Raw genomic sequence first — 17,581 nt, forward strand, 5'->3', positions numbered from 1 at the left:
GCCCGATCGCCCGTGGGAGCGGGACGGCGCATTACAATGTCGCCCATGACGCAAACAGTGCTCCTCGCCATCGATACGTCGACCGAATACTGCTCGGTCGCGCTGCTGCGCTCGGCTCCGGCCGATGACGCCGTTTCCACTCCGCAAACCTGGGTCCGTCACGAGCTGACGGGCGCCGTGTCGAGCACGCGCGTGCTGCCGGCGATCCAGGAACTCTTCGCCGAATCCGGGCTGACGCTCGCCGACTGCGACGCGATCGCGTTCGGCGCGGGCCCCGGCTCGTTCACCGGCCTGCGTACCGCGACGGGCATTACCCAGGGCCTCGCGTTCGGGGGCGGGGTGCCGGTCGTGCCGATCGGCACGCTGCTCGCGTGCGCCGAGCATGCACGGCTGCGCGCGCCCGGCACGACCCGCGTGCTCGCCGCGCTCGACGCGCGAATGGACGAAGCCTACTGGGCGGATTTCGAATGGGACGACGGCGCCGGCGACTGGCGCACGCTGCATCCGGCGTCGCTCGACGCACCGGGCGCCGTCGGCGTGCCCGATGCGCCGTTTACGCTCGCCGGCAATGCAGCCGAGGCGTTCGGCGCGCAATTGCCGGCCGCCGCGCGGGCGGCCGCGATCGACGGCGATGCGCTGCCGCATGCGCTGGCGGTCGCGCATGCCGCGCTGCGGGCGTTCCGCGCGGGGCGTGCGGTGCCGGCCGATCAGGCCGCGCCCGAATACGTGCGCGACAAAGTCGCGCAGACCACGGCCGAGCGCCTCGCCGCACGGGCCGCGCAGACAGGCGGGGCGAAGGGATGACGGGCGTGCTGCTGAGCGACCGCTATCTGGCGCCGATGACGGACGCCGATCTCGACGAGGTCGTCGCGATCGAGCAGGTCGCGTACGAATTCCCGTGGAGCCGTGGCAATTTCGAGGATTCGCTGCGCAACGGCTATCTGGGCGTGTGCCTGCGGCACGTGACGGGCTCGCTCGTCGGCTATTGCGTGCTGATGCCCGTGATCGACGAGATGCATCTGCTGAACCTGTGTGTCGCGCCGGCCGCGCAGCATGCGGGCGCGGGCCTCGCGCTGCTGCGCGAGGCGGTGCGCATTTCGCGCGCGGAACGGCTCGATGGCGTGCTGCTCGAGGTGCGGCCGTCCAATCCGCGCGCGATTCATCTGTACGAGCGCTTCGGCTTCGTGACGATCGGCCGGCGCAAGAACTACTATCCGGCGAAGCATCGCAGCCGGGAAGACGCGATCGTGATGCGTCTGACGTTGAACAAGGACGAGGGGGATGCGCATGGCGTGGGCTGAATCGGCGCTCGAGGAACTGGGCCTCGCGCAGATCTGGGTGCGGCGCGGGCAGCGCGCGGACGAAGGCGCGGCAGCCGACGCGCCTGCCGTCGCGCAAACCGCCGCGACGGTTGACGGTTCGGCCGTCGCGGCCGATCGGCCGGTGCGTGCCGCGCGTGCACCGGCGCAGGACGATGCGCCGACGACCGTCGCGCGTGGCGCCGCTGGCGTTTCGGCCGCTCGCGAGTCGCGGGTGTCGGCGCACGGTGTCGACGAGGATGCTCGCCCGCCTGCGCAAGCTGCGTCGGCCGCATCGCCCGATACGATGCCGCCGAAGGATGATGCGCCGCCTGCAGCGGACGACGATTTCGCCTGGTTCGACGCGGCGCCGCCGGGCGAATCCGTGCCCGTGCCGCTCACCGAATCGCGCCCCGCCGGCACGCCGGTCGCCGCGCTCGACTGGGATGCGCTGGCCGCGCGCGTGGCCGACTGCACGCTGTGCCGTCTGTGCGAGAAGCGGACCAACACCGTGTTCGGCGTCGGCGACCGCGAAGCGGACTGGATGCTGATTGGCGAAGCGCCGGGCGAGAACGAGGACAAGCAGGGCGAGCCGTTCGTCGGCCAGGCCGGCAAGCTGCTCGACAACATGCTGCAGTCGCTATCGCTCAAGCGCGGCGACAACGTGTATATCGCCAACGTGATCAAGTGCCGCCCGCCCGGCAACCGCAACCCGGAGCCGGACGAAGTCGCGCGCTGCGAGCCGTATCTGCAGCGCCAGGTCGCGCTCGTGAAGCCGAAGCTGATCGTCGCGCTCGGCCGTTTCGCCGCGCAGACGCTGCTGAAGACGGACGCGAGCATCGCGTCGCTGCGCGGCCGCGCGCATGCGTACGAGGGCGTGCCGGTGATCGTCACCTACCACCCGGCATACCTGTTGCGCAGCCTTCAGGACAAGTCGAAGGCGTGGGCCGACCTGTGCCTCGCGCGCGACACGTTCCAGCGTGCGCAAGGCGGCGACGCGAACGGCCCGACCGGGTCATGACGACCGGCGCGGCGTGCGCGTTCGTCGATACGCTGCATGACGTCGCGGTGCGCGATCTGGGCTGGCTGCTGGCCAGCCCGAGCCTGCTCACCGCGGTGCCGGGCGCGCCGCTCGCGCGCCCGTGGCCGGATGCGGCGGGCCAGGCGGCCGTCGAAGCGTGGCTTGCCGCGCTCGATGCGCAGCCCGGGCCGCTGCATCGTGCGCTCGACGGGTTTCGGCCCACCCGGCTCGGTCGCTACGCCGAATGCCTGCTCGAGTATTTCCTGACCCACGGGCCGTCGCTGCGGCTCGTCGCGGCCAATCTCCCGTTGCGCAGCAACGGCCGCACGCTCGGCGAAGTCGATTTTCTCGTCGATGCGCCGGACGGCCGGCGCTTGCACTGGGAACTGGCGGTGAAATGCTATCTGTGCGCGCCGGTTCGCGACGGCGCATCGCTCGCCGACTTCGTCGGCCCCAATCTTGTCGACCGGTTCGACCGCAAGCGCAGCCGGCTGCTCGACCATCAGTTGCGGCTCGGCGAACACGACGGCTTTGCCCGGCTCGGCTACGGCGCGCCGTCCGACGCGCAGATGTTCATCAAGGGCTGGCTGTTCCATCCGCACGGCGCGCCGGTGCCGCCGGTGTCCGCCGAAATTGCGCCGGATCATCCGCGCGGTTTCTGGCTGACGCACGCGCAGTGGCCGGCGTGGGCGGCCGCGCAGCGTGACGGCGTCGCATGGAGCGTGTTGCCGCGGCTGGCTTGGCTGGCGCCGCGACGTGCCGCCGCCGGTACGGGGTTCGAGCCCGAGCCGCTGGCGAGCGCACGGGAACTGCCGCCCGTGCTGGCGACGCGCCAGGCGCCCGATCTGATCGCGATCCATGAAAAGGGTAGTGACGGCACGTGGCGCGAGACGGCGCGCGGGTTCGTCGTGCCCGACGACTGGCCGGCGCGCGCACAGGCGTTCGCCGCGCAGGATCATTGACGCCGCGTCAGCGGCCGCTCACCACCAGCGATGAAAGTGATGGACCGGGCCGACGCCGTGACCGACGTCGAGGTGGCCGCTCGCGGCGATGGCGCCGGTCAGGTAGGTTTTTGCTTCGCGTACCGCGCTTTCCAGGTCGGGCTGCTGCGGCAGCAGCGCGGCGATCGCCGACGACAGCGTGCAGCCGGTGCCGTGCGTGTTGCTGACCGGCACGCGCGTGCCGTCGAGCCGCACGGTGCGGGCCGCTTCGACGAGCCAGTCGGGGCTCGCGGACGCATCGGGCAGGTGGCCGCCCTTCATCAGCACGGCGCGCGCGCCCGTTTGCAGCAACGCCTGGCCTTGCCGGACCATGTCGTCTTCGGTGGCGGCGGGCGCATCGTTCAGCAGCGCGGCCGCTTCGGGCAGGTTCGGCGTGACGACCGTCGCGAGCGGCAGCAGCGTGTCGCGCAGCGCGTCGACGGCATCGGGCGCGAGCAGCGCGTGCGAACTTTTCGAGATCATCACCGTGTCGAGCACGACGAAGCGCGGCGCGTAACGGCGCAGCGCATCGGCGACCGCCCGCACGATCGGCGCGTTCGCGAGCATCCCGATCTTGACCGCATCGATGCGGATGTCGTCGAACACCGCGTCGAGCTGCGCGGTCACGAAGGCGGCGTCCGGCGCATGCACGCCCGTCACGCCGCGCGTGTTCTGCGCGGTCAGCGCGGTGATCACGCTCGCGCCATACGCGCCGAGCGCGGAAAACGTCTTCAGGTCGGCCTGGATGCCTGCACCGCCGCCCGAATCGGAGCCGGCGATCGTCAGGATGTTGGGTATCGGGTGCGTCATGAGGGCAACGCGCCGGTTCGAGGACCGGCGCCGGCGGACGAAAACCGGAAGTGTAGCGTCAGTGCCGCGATTCGCCGATCAGCGCGACCGAGTCGAACTGACGCTGGTTCGCCTGGTGGCGCCGCATCACGAGCCACATCGTCAGGCAGACGAACGTGCCGAACAGCACGATCACGACGCCGACCGGCACGTCGAGCCAGACGAGCACCGCATACAGGCACAGCATCACGAGCACCGACAGGTTCTCGTTGAAGTTCTGCACGGCGATCGAATGGCCGGCCGACAGCAGCACGTGGCCGCGATGCTGCAGCAGCGCGTTCATCGGCACGACGAAGTAGCCGGACAGCGCGCCGACGCCGATCAGGAAGATGTACGCGACGATCAGGTAGAACGGCAGGCGCAGATGGCCGAAATGCAAGGCCCAGTGCGGCGGGAACAGGTCGCGCGTGTAGAACGCCATCAGCATCACCGCGATGCCCATGATGATGCCGACGGGCAGCACGGTCAGCGACTTCTTCAGCGGAATCCGGGCGGCGGCGGCAATCGCCCCCCCCGCGACGCCGACCGCGACCACGGCCTGCAGGATCGCGCCTTCGGACAGCGACATGTTGAGCGACACCTCGGCCCACTTCAGCACGATGAACTGCAGCGTCGCGCCCGCCCCCCAGAACAGGGTCGTGACCGCGAGCGAAATCTGGCCGAGCTTGTCGCGCCAGAGCACCATGAAGCAGTCGGCGAAATCGGTGAGCAGCTTGACCGGGCCGCGTTCCTGCTTCGGATAGCGGGCGCCGGTATCGGGAATCCGCAGGTTGAAGATCGCGGCGACCACGTAGATCGCCATGATGATCGCCATCGCGGCTTCGGCGGGCGTGCCGATCCAGGCGGGCGTGTGCGCGATCACGTGCGCCGCGATGTGCGGGCTGATCAGCGCGCCGCCGAGCACGGTGCCGAGGATGATCGAGCTGACGGTCGTGCCTTCGATCCAGCCGTTCGCGGCGACGAGCCGGTCGGCCGGCAGCAACTCGGTGAGAATCCCGTATTTGGCGGGCGAGTAGGCCGCCGCGCCGAACCCGACGATCCCGTACGCGATCAGCGGGTGGGCGCCGAACAGCATGATCAGGCAGCCGACCACCTTGATCGAGTTGGTGATGAACATCACGCGGCCCTTCGGACGCGAATCCGCGAACGCGCCGACATACGCCGCCAACACCACATACGACAACACGAAGAACAGCTTCAGCAGCGGTGTCATCCAGTTGGGGGCGTGGAGGTCTTTCAGCAGGGCGATGGCGGCGATGAGAAGCGCATTGTCGGCCAGCGACGAGAAAAACTGCGCGGCCATGATGGTGTAAAAACCTTTTTTCATCTGATGCGATGCTTTCGTCGCTGCGGCAGGGCCGCGTAGGCCGCCTGGTATGCGATCGGCTTATTCCGTTCGAAATGGGTTGTGCGCACGGCTTTATAACATGAAAATACGCGAATTCGGACTAGCAAGATTCCCCGATCGTTCCGCAAATTGTCGGCTTCGGTGCTCAAAAGGCGCGGTAAGCTGATGATTCGCAAGCGTCTTTACGTAAATTTCCCATGCCGCGCCCGATCTCCGCCACCATCCACACCGCCGCTCTCGCGAACAATCTCTCCGTCGTCCGCCGCTTTGCCGGCCCGTCCAAGGTCTGGGCGGTCGTCAAGGCCAACGCGTACGGCCACGGTCTCGCCCGCGCGTTTCCGGGCCTGCGCGGCACCGACGGCTTCGGCCTGCTCGACCTCGACGAGGCCGTGAAGCTGCGCGAGCTCGGCTGGGCCGGCCCGATCCTGCTGCTCGAAGGCTTCTTCCGCTCGACCGACATCGACGTGATCGACCGCTACAGCCTGACCACGACCGTCCACAACGACGAGCAGATGCGGATGCTGGAAACGGCGCGGCTGTCGAAACCCGTGAACGTGCAGCTCAAGATGAACAGCGGGATGAACCGGCTCGGTTACATGCCGGAAAAATACCGTGCCGCGTGGGAGCGCGCCCGCGCGTGCCCCGGCATCGGCCAGATCACGTTGATGACCCATTTTTCGGACGCGGACAACGAGCGCGGCGTCGCCGAGCAGCTCGCGACGTTCGAGCGCGGCGCGGAAAGCATCGCCGGCGCGCGCAGTCTCGCGAATTCGGCGGCCGTGCTGTGGCATCCGGATACGCACTTCGACTGGGTGCGGCCGGGGATCGTGCTGTATGGGGCGTCACCGTCCGGGCTGTCGTCCGATATCGCCGACACGGGGTTGAAGCCCGCGATGACGCTCTCGTCCGAACTGATCGCGGTGCAGACGATCGGGAAGGGTCAGGCGATCGGCTATGGCTCGACGTTTTCGACGCAGGTGCCGATGCGGATCGGCGTCGTCGCGTGCGGCTACGCGGACGGCTATCCGCGCGTGGCGCCGGAAGGCACGCCCGTGATCGTCGACGGCATCCGCACGCGGATCGTCGGTCGCGTGTCGATGGACATGATCACCGTCGACCTGACGCCGTGCCCGCAGGCCGGCGTCGGCGCGCGGGTCGAGCTGTGGGGCAATGCGCTGCCGATCGACGACGTCGCGCGCCATTGCGGGACGATCGGCTATGAGCTGATGTGCGCGGTCGCAGCCCGCGTGCCGGTGCGAGCGGAATAAGGGCGTCGCGCGTGGCCAAACAGAAAACCGTTTATGTCTGCAGCGAGTGCGGCGGACAGACCCCGAAGTGGCAGGGCCAGTGCCCGTCGTGCCAGGCGTGGAACACCCTCGTCGAATCGGTCGCCGAGTCGCCGGCCGCCCATCGGTTCCAGTCGCTCGCGAAGCGGGCGCCGGTCCAGCGTCTCGCCGACATCGAGGCCGCCGACGTTCCGCGCTTCTCGACCGGCATCGGCGAATTCGACCGCGTGCTGGGCGGCGGGCTGGTGCCCGGCGGCGTCGTGCTGATCGGCGGCGACCCGGGCATCGGCAAGTCGACGCTGCTGCTGCAGTCGCTCGCGGATATCGCGAACGAGCGGCGTGCGCTCTATATCAGCGGCGAGGAGTCGGCCGCGCAAATCGCGTTGCGCGCGCAACGGCTCGCGCTGCTCGACGGCGGCGCGCCGGCGGCCGAACTGAAGCTGCTCGCCGAGATCCAGCTCGAGAAGATCCAGGCCGCGATCGACGCGGAGCGGCCGGACGTGGCCGTCATCGACTCGATCCAGACCGTCTATTCCGAAGCGCTGACGTCGGCGCCGGGGTCGGTCGCGCAGGTGCGCGAGTGCGCGGCGCAGCTCACGCGCATCGCGAAACAGTCGGGCACCGCGATCATCATGGTCGGGCACGTGACGAAGGAGGGCAACCTGGCCGGCCCGCGCGTGCTCGAGCACATCGTCGACACGGTGCTGTACTTCGAGGGCGACACGCATTCGTCGTTTCGGCTCGTGCGCGCGTTCAAGAACCGCTTCGGCGCGGTCAACGAACTCGGCGTGTTCGCGATGACCGAGCGCGGGCTGCGCGGGGTGGCCAATCCGTCCGCGCTGTTCCTGTCGCAGCACGAGCAGGTCGTGCCGGGTTCGTGCGTGCTCGTCACGCAGGAAGGCACGCGGCCGCTGCTCGTCGAAATCCAGGCGCTCGTCGATACGGCGCACGTGCCGAACCCGCGCCGGCTCGCGGTTGGCCTCGAGCAGAACCGGCTCGCGATGCTGCTCGCGGTGCTGCATCGCCACGCGGGCATCGCGGCCTTCGACCAGGACGTGTTCCTGAACGCGGTGGGCGGCGTGAAGATCACCGAGCCGGCCGCCGACCTCGCGGTGCTGCTCGCGATTCACTCGTCGATGCGCAACAAGGCGCTGCCGAAGGGGCTGATCGTGTTCGGCGAGGTGGGGCTGGCGGGCGAGATCCGGCCGTCGCCGCGTGGGCAGGAACGGCTGCGCGAGGCGGCGAAGCTCGGCTTCACGTCCGCGCTGATCCCGAAGGCGAATGCGCCGAAACAACCGATCGAAGGGCTGAACGTGATGGCCGTCGAGCGGCTCGAGCAGGCGATCGACCGCGTGCGCGATCTTGAATGAGCGGCCCGGCGCGCGCACGGTTCGCGCGTCGCCGGGCGATCTGTCGCGTAATTCGTTGTAAAGAATATGTAGGCTGCTGTAACCCGCCGGACATCGCTTTTCCCTATCCTTTGCCGGATTGTCGAACCGCGCAATGCGAAGGGAACCTATGTTGAAATCGTATGGGGAAGCGCCGGGCGGACGCCTTTACAACCTGCGCGGCTGCCGTGTGTCGGAGCCGATTCGCCAGCCGTGGGGCGGCGGATGCCGGATCGTCGAATGGATCGACGAAGAAGGGCGCCTGGCGCGCAAGGTCGTGTCCGAGGACGTGACCGAAGCGGAAGTCGCCGCGGCGATCCGTCGGCCGACCGAAGGGCGCCGGTACCTGATGGACGACGACGAGCAGATGCCGCGCGATACGCTGCCGCGTCGCTGAGCGGAGGGTGCGGCGGGCATACGGGCCGGCCGACGCAGCCACGTCGAACGCAGCCGTGACAACGAGGCCGGGCCAGGGCGCCCGGCCTCGTCGTTTCCGGGGCCGGCGCGGCCGGGCGGGTTCGTGGGGCGTCGACGCGCCGACACGCTGGGCCGCCGATGACGCGCTCGCCGCCTGACGGCGCCGGCGGCCGCGTTCAGCCGATCTGCTCGAGTTCTTCCTGCACGGCGAGCCAGTCGGCCTCGACCGTATCGAGCCGGGTCGTGACCTCGCCGAGTTTGCGGATCGCGTCGGTCAGTTCCGTCTTGCGCGCGGCTTCATAGCTCGCCGGATCGGCGACGAACGCGTCGAGGCGCGCCTTCTCCGCGTGCAGCGTTTCCATTTCCTTTTCCAGCTTCGTGATGCGGTTCTGCAGCGGCTTCTTCAACTGGGACAGCCGCTGGCGTTCCTCGGCCGCCTGGCGCTTCTGGTCCTTGCGGTTGACGCCCGGATCGGCGCCCGCGGCGGCCGCGCTGTCGGCTTTCGCGGCCGCGCGCTGCTCGGCCGCATGCTGCAGCAGCCAGTCGCGGTAGTCGTCGAGGTCGCCGTCGAACGGCTGCAGCCGGTGCTTCGCGACCAGCATGAACTGGTCGGTCGTCGCGCGCAGCAGGTGGCGGTCGTGCGACACGAGGATCAGCGTGCCTTCGAATTGCGCGAGCGCCATCGTCAGCGCATGGCGCGTTTCGAGGTCGAGGTGGTTCGTCGGTTCGTCGAGCAGCAGCAGGTTCGGCTTCTGCCAGATGATCAGCGCCAGCGCGAGACGCGCTTTTTCGCCGCCCGAGAACGGCCCGACCGGGCTGGTCGCCATGTCGCCGGAGAAATTGAAGCCGCCGAGGAAGTCGCGCAACTCCTGTTCGCGCGTGTCGGGCGCGAGCCGCGCGAGGTGCGCGAGCGGCGAATCGTCTTCGCGCAGCGTTTCGAGCTGGTGCTGCGCGAAATAGCCGATCGTCAGCCCCTTGCCGTCTCGGACGTGCCCCGACAGCGGCGCGAGCGTGCCGGCCAGCGTCTTGATCAGCGTCGACTTGCCCTGGCCGTTCGCGCCGAGCAGGCCGATGCGCTGGCCGTTCTGGATCGACAGCGCGACGCGCTCGACGATCGGGATGTCCGTTCCGTCGTCGGCATGGTAGCCGCAGCGGACGTCCTCCATCACCATCATCGGGTTCGGCGCGGCATCGGGCGTGCGGAACTCGAACGTGAACGGCGACGCGATGTGCGCGGGCGCGATCAGTTCCATCTTCTCGAGCGCCTTCATCCGGCTTTGCGCCTGCTTGGCCTTGGTCGCCTTGGCCTTGAAGCGGTCGACGAAGCTCTGCAGGTGCTCGATCGTCTTCTGCTGCTTTTCGTATGCGCTTTGCTGCAGCGCCAGTTGCTGCGCGCGCAGCACTTCGAACTGCGAGTAGTTGCCGCCGTAGCGCTTCACCTGGCGGTTTTCCAGATGCAGCGTGACGTTGCAGATCGAATCGAGGAATTCGCGATCGTGCGAAATCACGACGAGCGTGCCGGGGTAGCGGTGCAGCCAGTCTTCGAGCCAGACGATCGCGTCGAGGTCGAGGTGGTTCGTCGGTTCGTCGAGCAGCAGCAGGTCGGAGCGGCACATCAGCGCCTGCGCGAGGTTCAGGCGCATGCGCCAGCCGCCGGAGAAGCTCGCGACGGATTCGCGCGTTTGAGCGAGCGTGAAGCCGAGGCCGAGCAGCAGCGCTTCGGCGCGGGCCGGCGCGGTGTAGCCGTCGGCATCGGCGAAGGCCGCGTGCGCGTCGGCTTCGGCCGCGCCGTCATGCGCGGCCGAAGCGGCGGCGATGCGGGTCTCGATCTCGCGCAGCGCGGTATCGCCGTCGAGCGTGTAGTCGAGCGCGGAACGATCGACCGCGGGCGTTTCCTGCGACACGTGGGCGATCCGCCACGACGGCGGCATCGAGAAATCGCCTCCGTCGGAATGCAGCTCGCCGCGCAGGACGGAAAACAGCGTCGACTTGCCGGCGCCGTTCGCGCCGATCAGGCCGGCTTTCTCGCCGGGATTGAGCACGAACGAGGTCGACTCGAACAGCGGCTTGGTGCCGCGCGCAAGGCTGAACTGATTGAAACGGATCACGGCGGAAATGACTGGCCAAAACCGCTATTCTAGACCGCGCGCCGGTCCCGCCGGGCATCGGCCGTTCGGCGGATGCCGCAACGGCGCAATTTCGCCTAGACTCCACGTCGATCGGTTTCGTAAAAGGAGTGCCCGATGTCCACCCTGTATTCGTTCAGCGCAGAGACGCTCGCCGGTGCGCCGGTATCGCTCGACGCGTATCGCGGCAAGGTGCTGCTGATCGTCAATACCGCGAGCGAGTGCGGTTTCACGCCGCAGTACGCGGGGCTGCAGAAGCTGTACGACCAGTACGCGGCGCGCGGCTTCTTCGTGCTCGGCTTCCCGTGCAACCAGTTCGGCAAGCAGGAGCCGGGCGACGCCGAGCAGATCGGTGCGTTCTGCGAACGCAACTACGGCGTCACGTTCCCGATGTTCGCGAAGATCGACGTAAAGGGCGACCACGCGCATCCGCTGTACCGCTACCTGACCGACGAGGCGCCCGGCATTCTCGGCCTCAAGGCGATCAAGTGGAATTTCACGAAATTCCTGATCGACCGCGAAGGGCGCATCGTCAAGCGCTACGCGCCGTCCACCAAGCCCGAGGAAATCGCCGCAGACATCGACAAGCTGCTGTGACGGCGCCGCGCCGCGTGCGCAGCGCCGGTGCGAATCGTGCGGGCGCGTCGGTCGGCGCGGCCGTTACAGGATCGGCGCGAACAGCCGCGCGACGTGCATCGCGATGCGCCGCCAGGCGGGCGACTGCCGGTATTCGTCCGCGTCGACCTCGTACGCCTGCGCGAAGTCGGCGTCGAGCATCGTCTCGACCTCGTCGGCGAATGCCGGGTCGACGGTCAGCACCATGACCTCGAAATTGAGGCGAAACGAGCGGTTGTCGAGATTCGCGCTGCCGATCGCCGCCGCGACGCGATCGATCAAAACGACCTTCTGGTGCAGGAAACCGGGTCGGTAGCGGAACACCTTCACGCCTGCATCGACGAGGTCGCGCGCGTAAAGTTTCGACGCCTCGAACACGACGTAGTGGTCGCGCCGGCTCGGGATCAGGATGCGCACGTCGACGCCGCGCATCACGGCGAGCTTCAGCGCGGACACAACGGCTTCGTCGGGCACGAGGTACGGCGTGGTGATCCAGACCCGCTCGCGGGCGGCGTTTATCGATTCGACGAAGAACAGCGAGCCGGTCTCCTGCTTGTCGGCCGGCCCCATCGGCACCGCGAGGCAGTGCATGCCGTCGCCGGGCTGCGCGGGCGGCGGCAGCGCGATGGGCGGCAGCTTCTGCGTCGCCCAGTGCCAGTCTTCGGCGAACACGTACTGAATGCTCGCCACCACGGGGCCGCGTATCTCGATGTGGGTGTCCCGCCATGGCGACAGGCGCGGATTCGCGCCGAGATATTCGACGCCGACGTTATGGCCGCCGACGAACGCCCGATTGCCGTCGACGACGACGATCTTGCGATGGTTGCGGAAGTTCAGCTGGAAGCGGTTGACGAATTTCCGGTTGGTCGCGAACGGATGAACCTCGACACCGCCCCGGCGCAATGCGTGGACGTAGCTGTGGGGCAGGTCGAAGCTGCCGATGCTGTCGTACAGCACGCAGCAGCGTACGCCGGCGGCCACGCGCGCGAGCAGCGAGTCGCGCAGCATCCGGCCGAGCGTATCGTCGCGCACGATGAAGAACTGGACGAGCACGTAGTCGCGCGCGGCGTCGATCGCCGACAGGATGGCCGAGAACGTCGCGTCGCCGTTTACGAGCGTGCGCACCGAATTGCCGCCGAGGAATGGCATGCCGCCGAGCCGCGTGAGCGCGAGCACGGCAGCCTGGCCCAGCGCGTCGGCGGCCGGCCCGTCGGTCGCGTCGGTCGCGCGCCACGGCGAGCGCGGTGTGTGCGTGCGCAACATTTCGAGCTCGTGGCGCCGGGCGTCGACGTAGCCTGAGAATTTGCTGCGGCCGAGGAACAGGTATGGAACGAGCGTCAGGTACGGCATGGCCGTGAGCGAGACGGCCCACGCGATCGCGCCTTGCGACGTGCGCGTGTTCATGATTGCGTGGCATGCCGCGACGATCCCGAGCACGTGGATGGTCAGGATCAGGGTGCCGAGATGTAGCCAGTCGAGGGTCATGGGCGCTTAAAGGACTCCTGCGGGACGCCCGAAGGGGCTCCCGAAGTCGTGCGGCCGGGCGGCCGCCTACGCGCATCTTACCCAACCGTGCGGCGCAATGGTGCGGCGCACGGCGGGCCGGCCGGAACGCTCAGCCCTTGCGGGGCAGGTCCGACGCCTGGATCAGGAACACGGCGTCGTCTCCCGCGCTGGTGGGCAGCCACGTGAGCTCGAGGCCGCCGAACGCCGCTTCGACGTGCTCGCGCTCGTTGCCGATCTCGACGACGAGCACGCCGTCGTCATGCAGCCAGCGGTGCGCTTCGGCGACGATGCGTCGCACGATGTCCATCCCGTCGTCGCCGCCGGCGAGCGCCATCTCCGGCTCGTGCCGGTATTCGGGCGGCAGCGCGGCCATCGACGCGGCGTTCACGTACGGCGGGTTCGTCAGGATCACGTCGTAGCGCGAGTCGGGATCGGTGCGGAACGCGGGCAGCGGCGCGTAGAGGTCGCCGTGGTGCAGGCCGATGCGGTCTTCGAGGCCGTAGTCGCGCACGTTGATTGCCGCGACTTCGAGCGCCTTGTCCGACAGGTCGACCGCGTCGATCTCGGCGTTCGGGAACGCGCTCGCCGCAAGGATCGCGAGGCAGCCGGAGCCGGTGCACAGTTCGAGCACCGCGCCGACCTGCTCGGGGTCGGCGACATACGGCTGCAGCCCGTCGTCGAGCAGTTCGCCGATGAACGAGCGCGGCACGATCACGCGTTCGTCGACGTAGAAGCGGTGGCCGTGCATCCACGCTTCATGCGTGAGATACGCGGCCGGCACGCGGTCGGCCGCGCGTCGTTCGATCACCGCGAGCACGGCCGCGATCTCGTCGGGCAAGAGGCGTGCGTCGAGGAACGGCTCGAGCGTGTCGAGCGGCAGGTCGAGCGTATGCAGCACGAGGTAGGCCGCTTCGTCGTAGGCGTTGTCGGAACCGTGGCCGAACGCGAGTTTCGCTTTCGAGAAGCGCGTGACCGCGTAGCGCAGCAGGTCGCGGACTGTGGCAAAAGGTGTCGTCATGCGAGGCTCCGTCAGGCGATCAGTTGTTCGAGCACGCGTCGGTACACGTTCTTCAGCGGGTCGACGAAGCGCACTTCGATGTGCTCGTCGATCTTGTGGATGCTGCCGTTCGGCGGCCCGAACTCGATCACCTGCGGGCAGATGCGCGCGATGAAGCGGCCGTCCGACGTGCCGCCCGTCGTCGACAGTTCGGTCGTGATGCCGGTCTCGGTGCGGATCGCGTTTTCCAGCGCGCCCGACAGCTCGCCGCGCGGCGTAAGGAACGGCAGGCCGCTCACCGACCACTTCAGCGTGTATTCGAGGCCGTGCTTGTCGAGAATCGCGTGCACGCGGGCCTGCAGGCCTTCGACGGTGCTCGCGGTCGAGAAGCGGAAGTTGAACAGCAGGTCGGCGTGGCCGGGGATCACGTTGGTCGCGCCGGTGCCGGCGTGCAGGTTCGACACCTGCCAGGTGGTCGGCGGGAAGTATTCGTTGCCGGCGTCCCATTGCTCGGCGGCGAGCTCGGCGAGCGCCGGTGCGAGCAGGTGGATCGGGTTCTTCGCGAGGTGCGGATAGGCGATGTGGCCTTGCACACCCTTGACGACCAGTTCGCCGGACATCGACCCGCGGCGGCCGTTCTTGACGACGTCGCCGAGCTCGGCCGTCGACGTCGGCTCGCCGACGATGCAGTAGTCGAGCCGCTCGCCGCGTGCCTGCAGCAGTTCGACGACCTTCACGGTGCCGTCGGTGGCCGGGCCTTCCTCGTCGCTCGTGATCAGGAACGCGATCGCGCCGCGGTGGTCGGGATGGGCCGCCACGAATTCCTCGGACGCGACGACGAACGCCGCAAGCGACGTCTTCATGTCGGCCGCGCCGCGGCCGTACAGCTTGCCGTCGCGATGGGCGGGGACGAACGGCGGTGAGGTCCACTGTTCGAGCGGCCCGGTCGGCACGACGTCGGTGTGGCCCGCGAACGCGAGCAGCTTGCCGTCGCGGCCGTCGGCGCCGCGCTTGACGGCCCACAGGTTGGTCACGCCGTGCGACGCGATGGTCTCGCATTCGAAGCCGAGCGCGGCGAGGCGCTCGGTCATGATCTGCTGGCAGTGCTGGTCGTCGGGCGTCACGGACGCGCGGGCGATCAGCTGTTCGGTAAGGGCTAGGGTGGCGGACATGGTTCGGACCACTTTCGATAAAAAATGCCGGCGCGGTGGCCGGCAGCGACAGGGCGCGGGCTACGCCCGCAGGCGCGGCGCGGGCGGCCCTATGCGGCAAACAGCGCCGCGTATTGATCGGCCACGAAGCCGAGCGATTTCACGCGGCCGTTGACGACGAGCACGGGGCGCTTGATGACCGACGGCTTGTGGATCATCAGCGCGACCGCGCCGGTCTTCGTTTCGGCGGCCGCCTTCATCGCGTCGTCCAGGCCGCGCCACGTGGTGCCGCGCTTGTTCACGAGCGCGTCGAGCGACACGTCCTTCAGCCAGTCTTCGATCAGCGGCGCGCTCACGCCGAGCTTCTTGAAATCGTGGAATTCGAACTCGACGCCGTGATCGTCGAGCCACACGCGGGCCTTCTTCACGGTGTCGCAGTTCGGAATGCCGTAGACGACCACGGTGTGCGGCTTTGCCATCAGTCGCCTCGCAGCAGCTCGTTCAGGCCGACCTTCGCACGCGTCTTCGCGTCGACCTTCTTGACGATCACCGCGCAGTACAGGCTGTGCGAGCCGTCCTTCGACGGCAGGTTGCCCGCGACGACGACCGAGCCGGCCGGGATGCGGCCGTAGCTGACTTCGCCCGTCTCGCGATCGTAGATCTTGGTGCTCTGGCCGAGGTACACGCCCATCGAGATCACCGAATTTTCCTCGACGATCACGCCTTCGACGACTTCCGAGCGAGCGCCGATGAAGCAGTTGTCCTCGATGATGACCGGGTTCGCCTGCAGCGGCTCGAGCACGCCGCCGATGCCGACGCCGCCCGACAGGTGCACGTTCTTGCCGATCTGCGCGCACGAGCCGACCGTCGCCCACGTGTCGACCATCGTGCCTTCGTCGACGTACGCGCCGATGTTGGTGTACGACGGCATCAGCACGACGTTCTTCGCGATGAACGAGCCGCGGCGCGCGATGGCCGGCGGCACGACGCGGAAGCCGCCCGCGGCGAAGTCCTCGGCCGTGTAGTTCGCGAACTTCGACGGCACCTTGTCGTAGAACTGCGAGTAGCCGCCGGCCGGCATCGGCGCGTTGTCCTCCAGGCGGAACGACAGCAGCACGGCCTTCTTCAGCCATTGGTGGACCGTCCAGTTGCCGTCGATTTTCTCGGCGACGCGCAGCGCACCCTTGTCGAGTTGCTCGATCGCGTGAGCGACGGCCTCGCGGACGTCGGCGGGCGCGGCTTTCGGCGACAGCTCGGCGCGGTTTTCCCAGGCGGTATCGATGATTTGCTGAAGTTGTTGCGACATGTTCGTTTTCGCAGGAGATGGATGGAATTGATCGGGAGGGACGTCTTACCGCGCGAGAGCGCGGCAGAAATCGACGATGCGTTGCGCGCCCTCGACGCATTCGGGGGTGCCCGCGACGAGCGCGATCCGTATGAAATCGCGGCCCGGGTTCGTGCCATGCGCATCGCGCGCAAGGTACGAGCCGGGCAGAACCGTCACATTATAGTCGGCGTACAGGCGACGGGCGAACTCGGTGTCCGACAGGCCGGTGCGCGCGACGTTGGCCCACAGGTAGAACGCGGCGTCGGGCAGCTTCACGTCGATCACGTCGGCGAGCATCGGCGTGACCGTATTGAACTTCTGCAGGTACAGCGCGCGATTCTCGCGCACGTGCGCCTCGTCGTTCCACGCGGCGATGCTCGCGTGCTGCCAGACCGGCGACAGCGCGGCGCCGTGGTACGTGCGATACAGCAGGAATGGTTTGAGCAGCGCGGCGTCGCCGGCGACGAAGCCCGAGCGCATGCCCGGCACGTTCGAGCGCTTCGACAGGCTGGAGAGCATCACGAGCCGCTCGAAGCCGCGGCCGAGGCGGTGCGCGGCCTCGAGGCCGCCGAGCGGCGGCGCCGCTTCGTCGAAATAGATTTCCGAATAGCACTCGTCGGATGCGATCACGAAACCGTGGCGGTCGGACAGCGCGAACAGCTCGCGCCAGTCGTCGAGCGTCAGCACGGCGCCCGTCGGGTTGCCGGGCGAGCACACGTACAGCAACTGCGTGCGCGCCCACACTTCATCGGGCACGGCCGCGTAGTCGCACGCGAAGTTGCGGGCCGGGTCGCTGTTCGCGAAATAGGGTTCGGCACCGGCCAGCAGCGCCGCGCCTTCGTAAATTTGATAGAAGGGATTCGGACAGAGTACGATCGCCTTCTTGCCGTCGGCACCAGGGCGCGCGTCGATCACCGTCTGCGCGAGCGAGAACAGCGCCTCGCGCGAGCCCGACACCGGCAGCACCTGCGTGGCCGCATCGATCGCCGGCAGCCCGTAGCGGCGTTCGAGCCAGCGCGCGATCGACGTGCGCAGCGCGTCCGAGCCGGCGGTGGCCGGATACGACGCGAGGCCGTCGAGCGCGGCCACCACGGCGTCGCGGATCAGCGCCGGCGTCGCGTGTTTGGGCTCGCCGATGCCGAAGCTGATCGGTTTCAGGTTGCCGGAAGGCGTACCGGCACCGGGCGTCACGTCCTTGAACAGGGCGCGCAGCTTTTCGAAGGGATAGGGCTGGAGCGAGTCGAGTCGAGGGTTCACGGGCGAAGCGGCCAT

Annotated in this window: 17 protein-coding genes; 8 read left to right on the forward strand and 9 right to left on the reverse strand. The window is 68.4% G+C overall.

Features of this window, described 5'->3' with window-relative positions:
- Positions 1–36 precede the first annotated feature (36 nt).
- Genes tsaB through QZM72_RS16245 form a run of 4 tightly spaced genes read left to right on the forward strand, consistent with a single transcriptional unit; the run spans position 37 to position 3,281 of the window.
- The gene (tsaB, locus tag QZM72_RS16230) at positions 37–804 is read left to right on the forward strand and encodes a tRNA (adenosine(37)-N6)-threonylcarbamoyltransferase complex dimerization subunit type 1 TsaB (RefSeq protein WP_301738641.1); all 768 of its coding nucleotides are present in this window, start codon (positions 37–39) and stop codon (positions 802–804) included.
- Entirely contained in the window at positions 801–1,301 is a 501-nt protein-coding gene (gene rimI, locus QZM72_RS16235) for a ribosomal protein S18-alanine N-acetyltransferase (protein WP_069617686.1), read from the forward strand. Before tsaB ends, rimI begins: the two co-directional genes overlap by 4 nt.
- Positions 1,288–2,319, forward strand: coding sequence for a uracil-DNA glycosylase (locus QZM72_RS16240; protein WP_089467983.1), 1,032 nt, complete (start codon positions 1,288–1,290; stop codon positions 2,317–2,319). Before rimI ends, QZM72_RS16240 begins: the two co-directional genes overlap by 14 nt.
- Entirely contained in the window at positions 2,316–3,281 is a 966-nt protein-coding gene (locus tag QZM72_RS16245; RefSeq protein WP_089467748.1) for a DUF1853 family protein, read from the forward strand. Before QZM72_RS16240 ends, QZM72_RS16245 begins: the two co-directional genes overlap by 4 nt.
- Before the next feature lie 18 nt (positions 3,282–3,299).
- On the opposite strand, the gene thiD is transcribed toward QZM72_RS16245, so the two are convergent.
- Positions 3,300–4,109: a bifunctional hydroxymethylpyrimidine kinase/phosphomethylpyrimidine kinase gene (gene thiD, locus QZM72_RS16250; RefSeq protein ID WP_089467747.1), complete on the reverse strand. Its 810-nt coding sequence runs from the start codon at positions 4,107–4,109 to the stop codon at positions 3,300–3,302.
- A 58-nt stretch (positions 4,110–4,167) separates the two neighbouring features.
- Complete coding sequence (gene lplT, locus QZM72_RS16255) at positions 4,168–5,475, reverse strand: lysophospholipid transporter LplT (protein ID WP_089467746.1); 1,308 nt, start codon at positions 5,473–5,475, stop codon at positions 4,168–4,170.
- A gap of 218 nt (positions 5,476–5,693) precedes the next feature.
- Here lplT and alr point away from each other — a divergent pair, with 218 nt between their 5' ends.
- The 3 genes from alr to QZM72_RS16270 all read left to right on the forward strand — a co-directional run bounded on the left by alr (position 5,694) and on the right by QZM72_RS16270 (position 8,567).
- Positions 5,694–6,764, forward strand: a complete 1,071-nt coding sequence (alr, locus tag QZM72_RS16260) for an alanine racemase (protein WP_089467745.1) — start codon at positions 5,694–5,696, stop codon at positions 6,762–6,764.
- A gap of 11 nt (positions 6,765–6,775) precedes the next feature.
- Complete coding sequence (gene radA / locus QZM72_RS16265) at positions 6,776–8,152, forward strand: DNA repair protein RadA (protein WP_050012918.1); 1,377 nt, start codon at positions 6,776–6,778, stop codon at positions 8,150–8,152.
- A 148-nt stretch (positions 8,153–8,300) separates the two neighbouring features.
- Positions 8,301–8,567: a DUF2866 domain-containing protein gene (locus QZM72_RS16270; protein WP_050012917.1), complete on the forward strand. Its 267-nt coding sequence runs from the start codon at positions 8,301–8,303 to the stop codon at positions 8,565–8,567.
- Positions 8,568–8,763: 196 nt separating this feature from the next.
- Here QZM72_RS16270 and QZM72_RS16275 read toward each other — a convergent pair whose 3' ends face one another.
- Positions 8,764–10,695, reverse strand: coding sequence for an ATP-binding cassette domain-containing protein (locus tag QZM72_RS16275; RefSeq protein WP_089467744.1), 1,932 nt, complete (start codon positions 10,693–10,695; stop codon positions 8,764–8,766).
- Between the two features lie 135 nt (positions 10,696–10,830).
- Here QZM72_RS16275 and QZM72_RS16280 point away from each other — a divergent pair, with 135 nt between their 5' ends.
- Complete coding sequence (locus QZM72_RS16280) at positions 10,831–11,310, forward strand: glutathione peroxidase (RefSeq protein ID WP_089467743.1); 480 nt, start codon at positions 10,831–10,833, stop codon at positions 11,308–11,310.
- A 63-nt stretch (positions 11,311–11,373) separates the two neighbouring features.
- Here the strand turns inward: QZM72_RS16280 and cls are convergent, their stop codons facing one another.
- The 6 genes from cls to dapC all read right to left on the reverse strand — a co-directional run bounded on the left by cls (position 11,374) and on the right by dapC (position 17,581).
- A complete protein-coding gene (cls, locus tag QZM72_RS16285) occupies positions 11,374–12,813 on the reverse strand; it encodes a cardiolipin synthase (protein WP_089467742.1) in 1,440 nt (479 codons plus the stop codon).
- Positions 12,814–12,943: 130 nt separating this feature from the next.
- A complete protein-coding gene (gene prmB, locus QZM72_RS16290; RefSeq protein ID WP_089467741.1) occupies positions 12,944–13,852 on the reverse strand; it encodes a 50S ribosomal protein L3 N(5)-glutamine methyltransferase in 909 nt (302 codons plus the stop codon).
- An 11-nt stretch (positions 13,853–13,863) separates the two neighbouring features.
- Positions 13,864–15,003 carry a succinyl-diaminopimelate desuccinylase gene (gene dapE, locus QZM72_RS16295; protein ID WP_301738642.1) on the reverse strand — a complete coding sequence of 380 codons (1,140 nt, stop codon included), beginning with the start codon at positions 15,001–15,003 and terminating at the stop codon, positions 13,864–13,866.
- Between the two features lie 89 nt (positions 15,004–15,092).
- Entirely contained in the window at positions 15,093–15,461 is a 369-nt protein-coding gene (locus tag QZM72_RS16300) for an ArsC family reductase (protein ID WP_006478478.1), read from the reverse strand.
- A complete protein-coding gene (dapD, locus tag QZM72_RS16305; RefSeq protein WP_006478479.1) occupies positions 15,461–16,288 on the reverse strand; it encodes a 2,3,4,5-tetrahydropyridine-2,6-dicarboxylate N-succinyltransferase in 828 nt (275 codons plus the stop codon). The genes QZM72_RS16300 and dapD overlap by 1 nt, the downstream gene beginning before the upstream one ends.
- A gap of 45 nt (positions 16,289–16,333) precedes the next feature.
- Entirely contained in the window at positions 16,334–17,581 is a 1,248-nt protein-coding gene (dapC, locus tag QZM72_RS16310; RefSeq protein WP_301738643.1) for a succinyldiaminopimelate transaminase, read from the reverse strand.

The organism is Burkholderia sp. AU45388 (assembly GCF_030481585.1).
Lineage (GTDB): Bacteria > Pseudomonadota > Gammaproteobacteria > Burkholderiales > Burkholderiaceae > Burkholderia > Burkholderia sola.

What these genes read in the sequence shown, in the direction of transcription:
- QZM72_RS16280 (WP_089467743.1), top strand. Translation starts at nt 10,831, where the DNA reads ATGTCCACCCTGTATTCGTTCAGCGCAGAGACGCTCGCCGGTGCGCCG.
- tsaB (WP_301738641.1), top strand. Translation starts at nt 37, where the DNA reads ATGTCGCCCATGACGCAAACAGTGCTCCTCGCCATCGATACGTCGACC.
- rimI (WP_069617686.1), top strand. Translation starts at nt 801, where the DNA reads ATGACGGGCGTGCTGCTGAGCGACCGCTATCTGGCGCCGATGACGGAC.
- prmB (WP_089467741.1), bottom strand. Translation starts at nt 13,852, where the DNA reads ATGACGACACCTTTTGCCACAGTCCGCGACCTGCTGCGCTACGCGGTC.
- QZM72_RS16245 (WP_089467748.1), top strand. Translation starts at nt 2,316, where the DNA reads ATGACGACCGGCGCGGCGTGCGCGTTCGTCGATACGCTGCATGACGTC.
- QZM72_RS16270 (WP_050012917.1), top strand. Translation starts at nt 8,301, where the DNA reads ATGTTGAAATCGTATGGGGAAGCGCCGGGCGGACGCCTTTACAACCTG.
- QZM72_RS16300 (WP_006478478.1), bottom strand. Translation starts at nt 15,461, where the DNA reads ATGGCAAAGCCGCACACCGTGGTCGTCTACGGCATTCCGAACTGCGAC.
- dapD (WP_006478479.1), bottom strand. Translation starts at nt 16,288, where the DNA reads ATGTCGCAACAACTTCAGCAAATCATCGATACCGCCTGGGAAAACCGC.
- alr (WP_089467745.1), top strand. Translation starts at nt 5,694, where the DNA reads ATGCCGCGCCCGATCTCCGCCACCATCCACACCGCCGCTCTCGCGAAC.
- lplT (WP_089467746.1), bottom strand. Translation starts at nt 5,475, where the DNA reads ATGAAAAAAGGTTTTTACACCATCATGGCCGCGCAGTTTTTCTCGTCG.
- thiD (WP_089467747.1), bottom strand. Translation starts at nt 4,109, where the DNA reads ATGACGCACCCGATACCCAACATCCTGACGATCGCCGGCTCCGATTCG.
- QZM72_RS16240 (WP_089467983.1), top strand. Translation starts at nt 1,288, where the DNA reads ATGGCGTGGGCTGAATCGGCGCTCGAGGAACTGGGCCTCGCGCAGATC.
- dapC (WP_301738643.1), bottom strand. Translation starts at nt 17,581, where the DNA reads ATGGCCGCTTCGCCCGTGAACCCTCGACTCGACTCGCTCCAGCCCTAT.
- dapE (WP_301738642.1), bottom strand. Translation starts at nt 15,003, where the DNA reads ATGTCCGCCACCCTAGCCCTTACCGAACAGCTGATCGCCCGCGCGTCC.
- cls (WP_089467742.1), bottom strand. Translation starts at nt 12,813, where the DNA reads ATGACCCTCGACTGGCTACATCTCGGCACCCTGATCCTGACCATCCAC.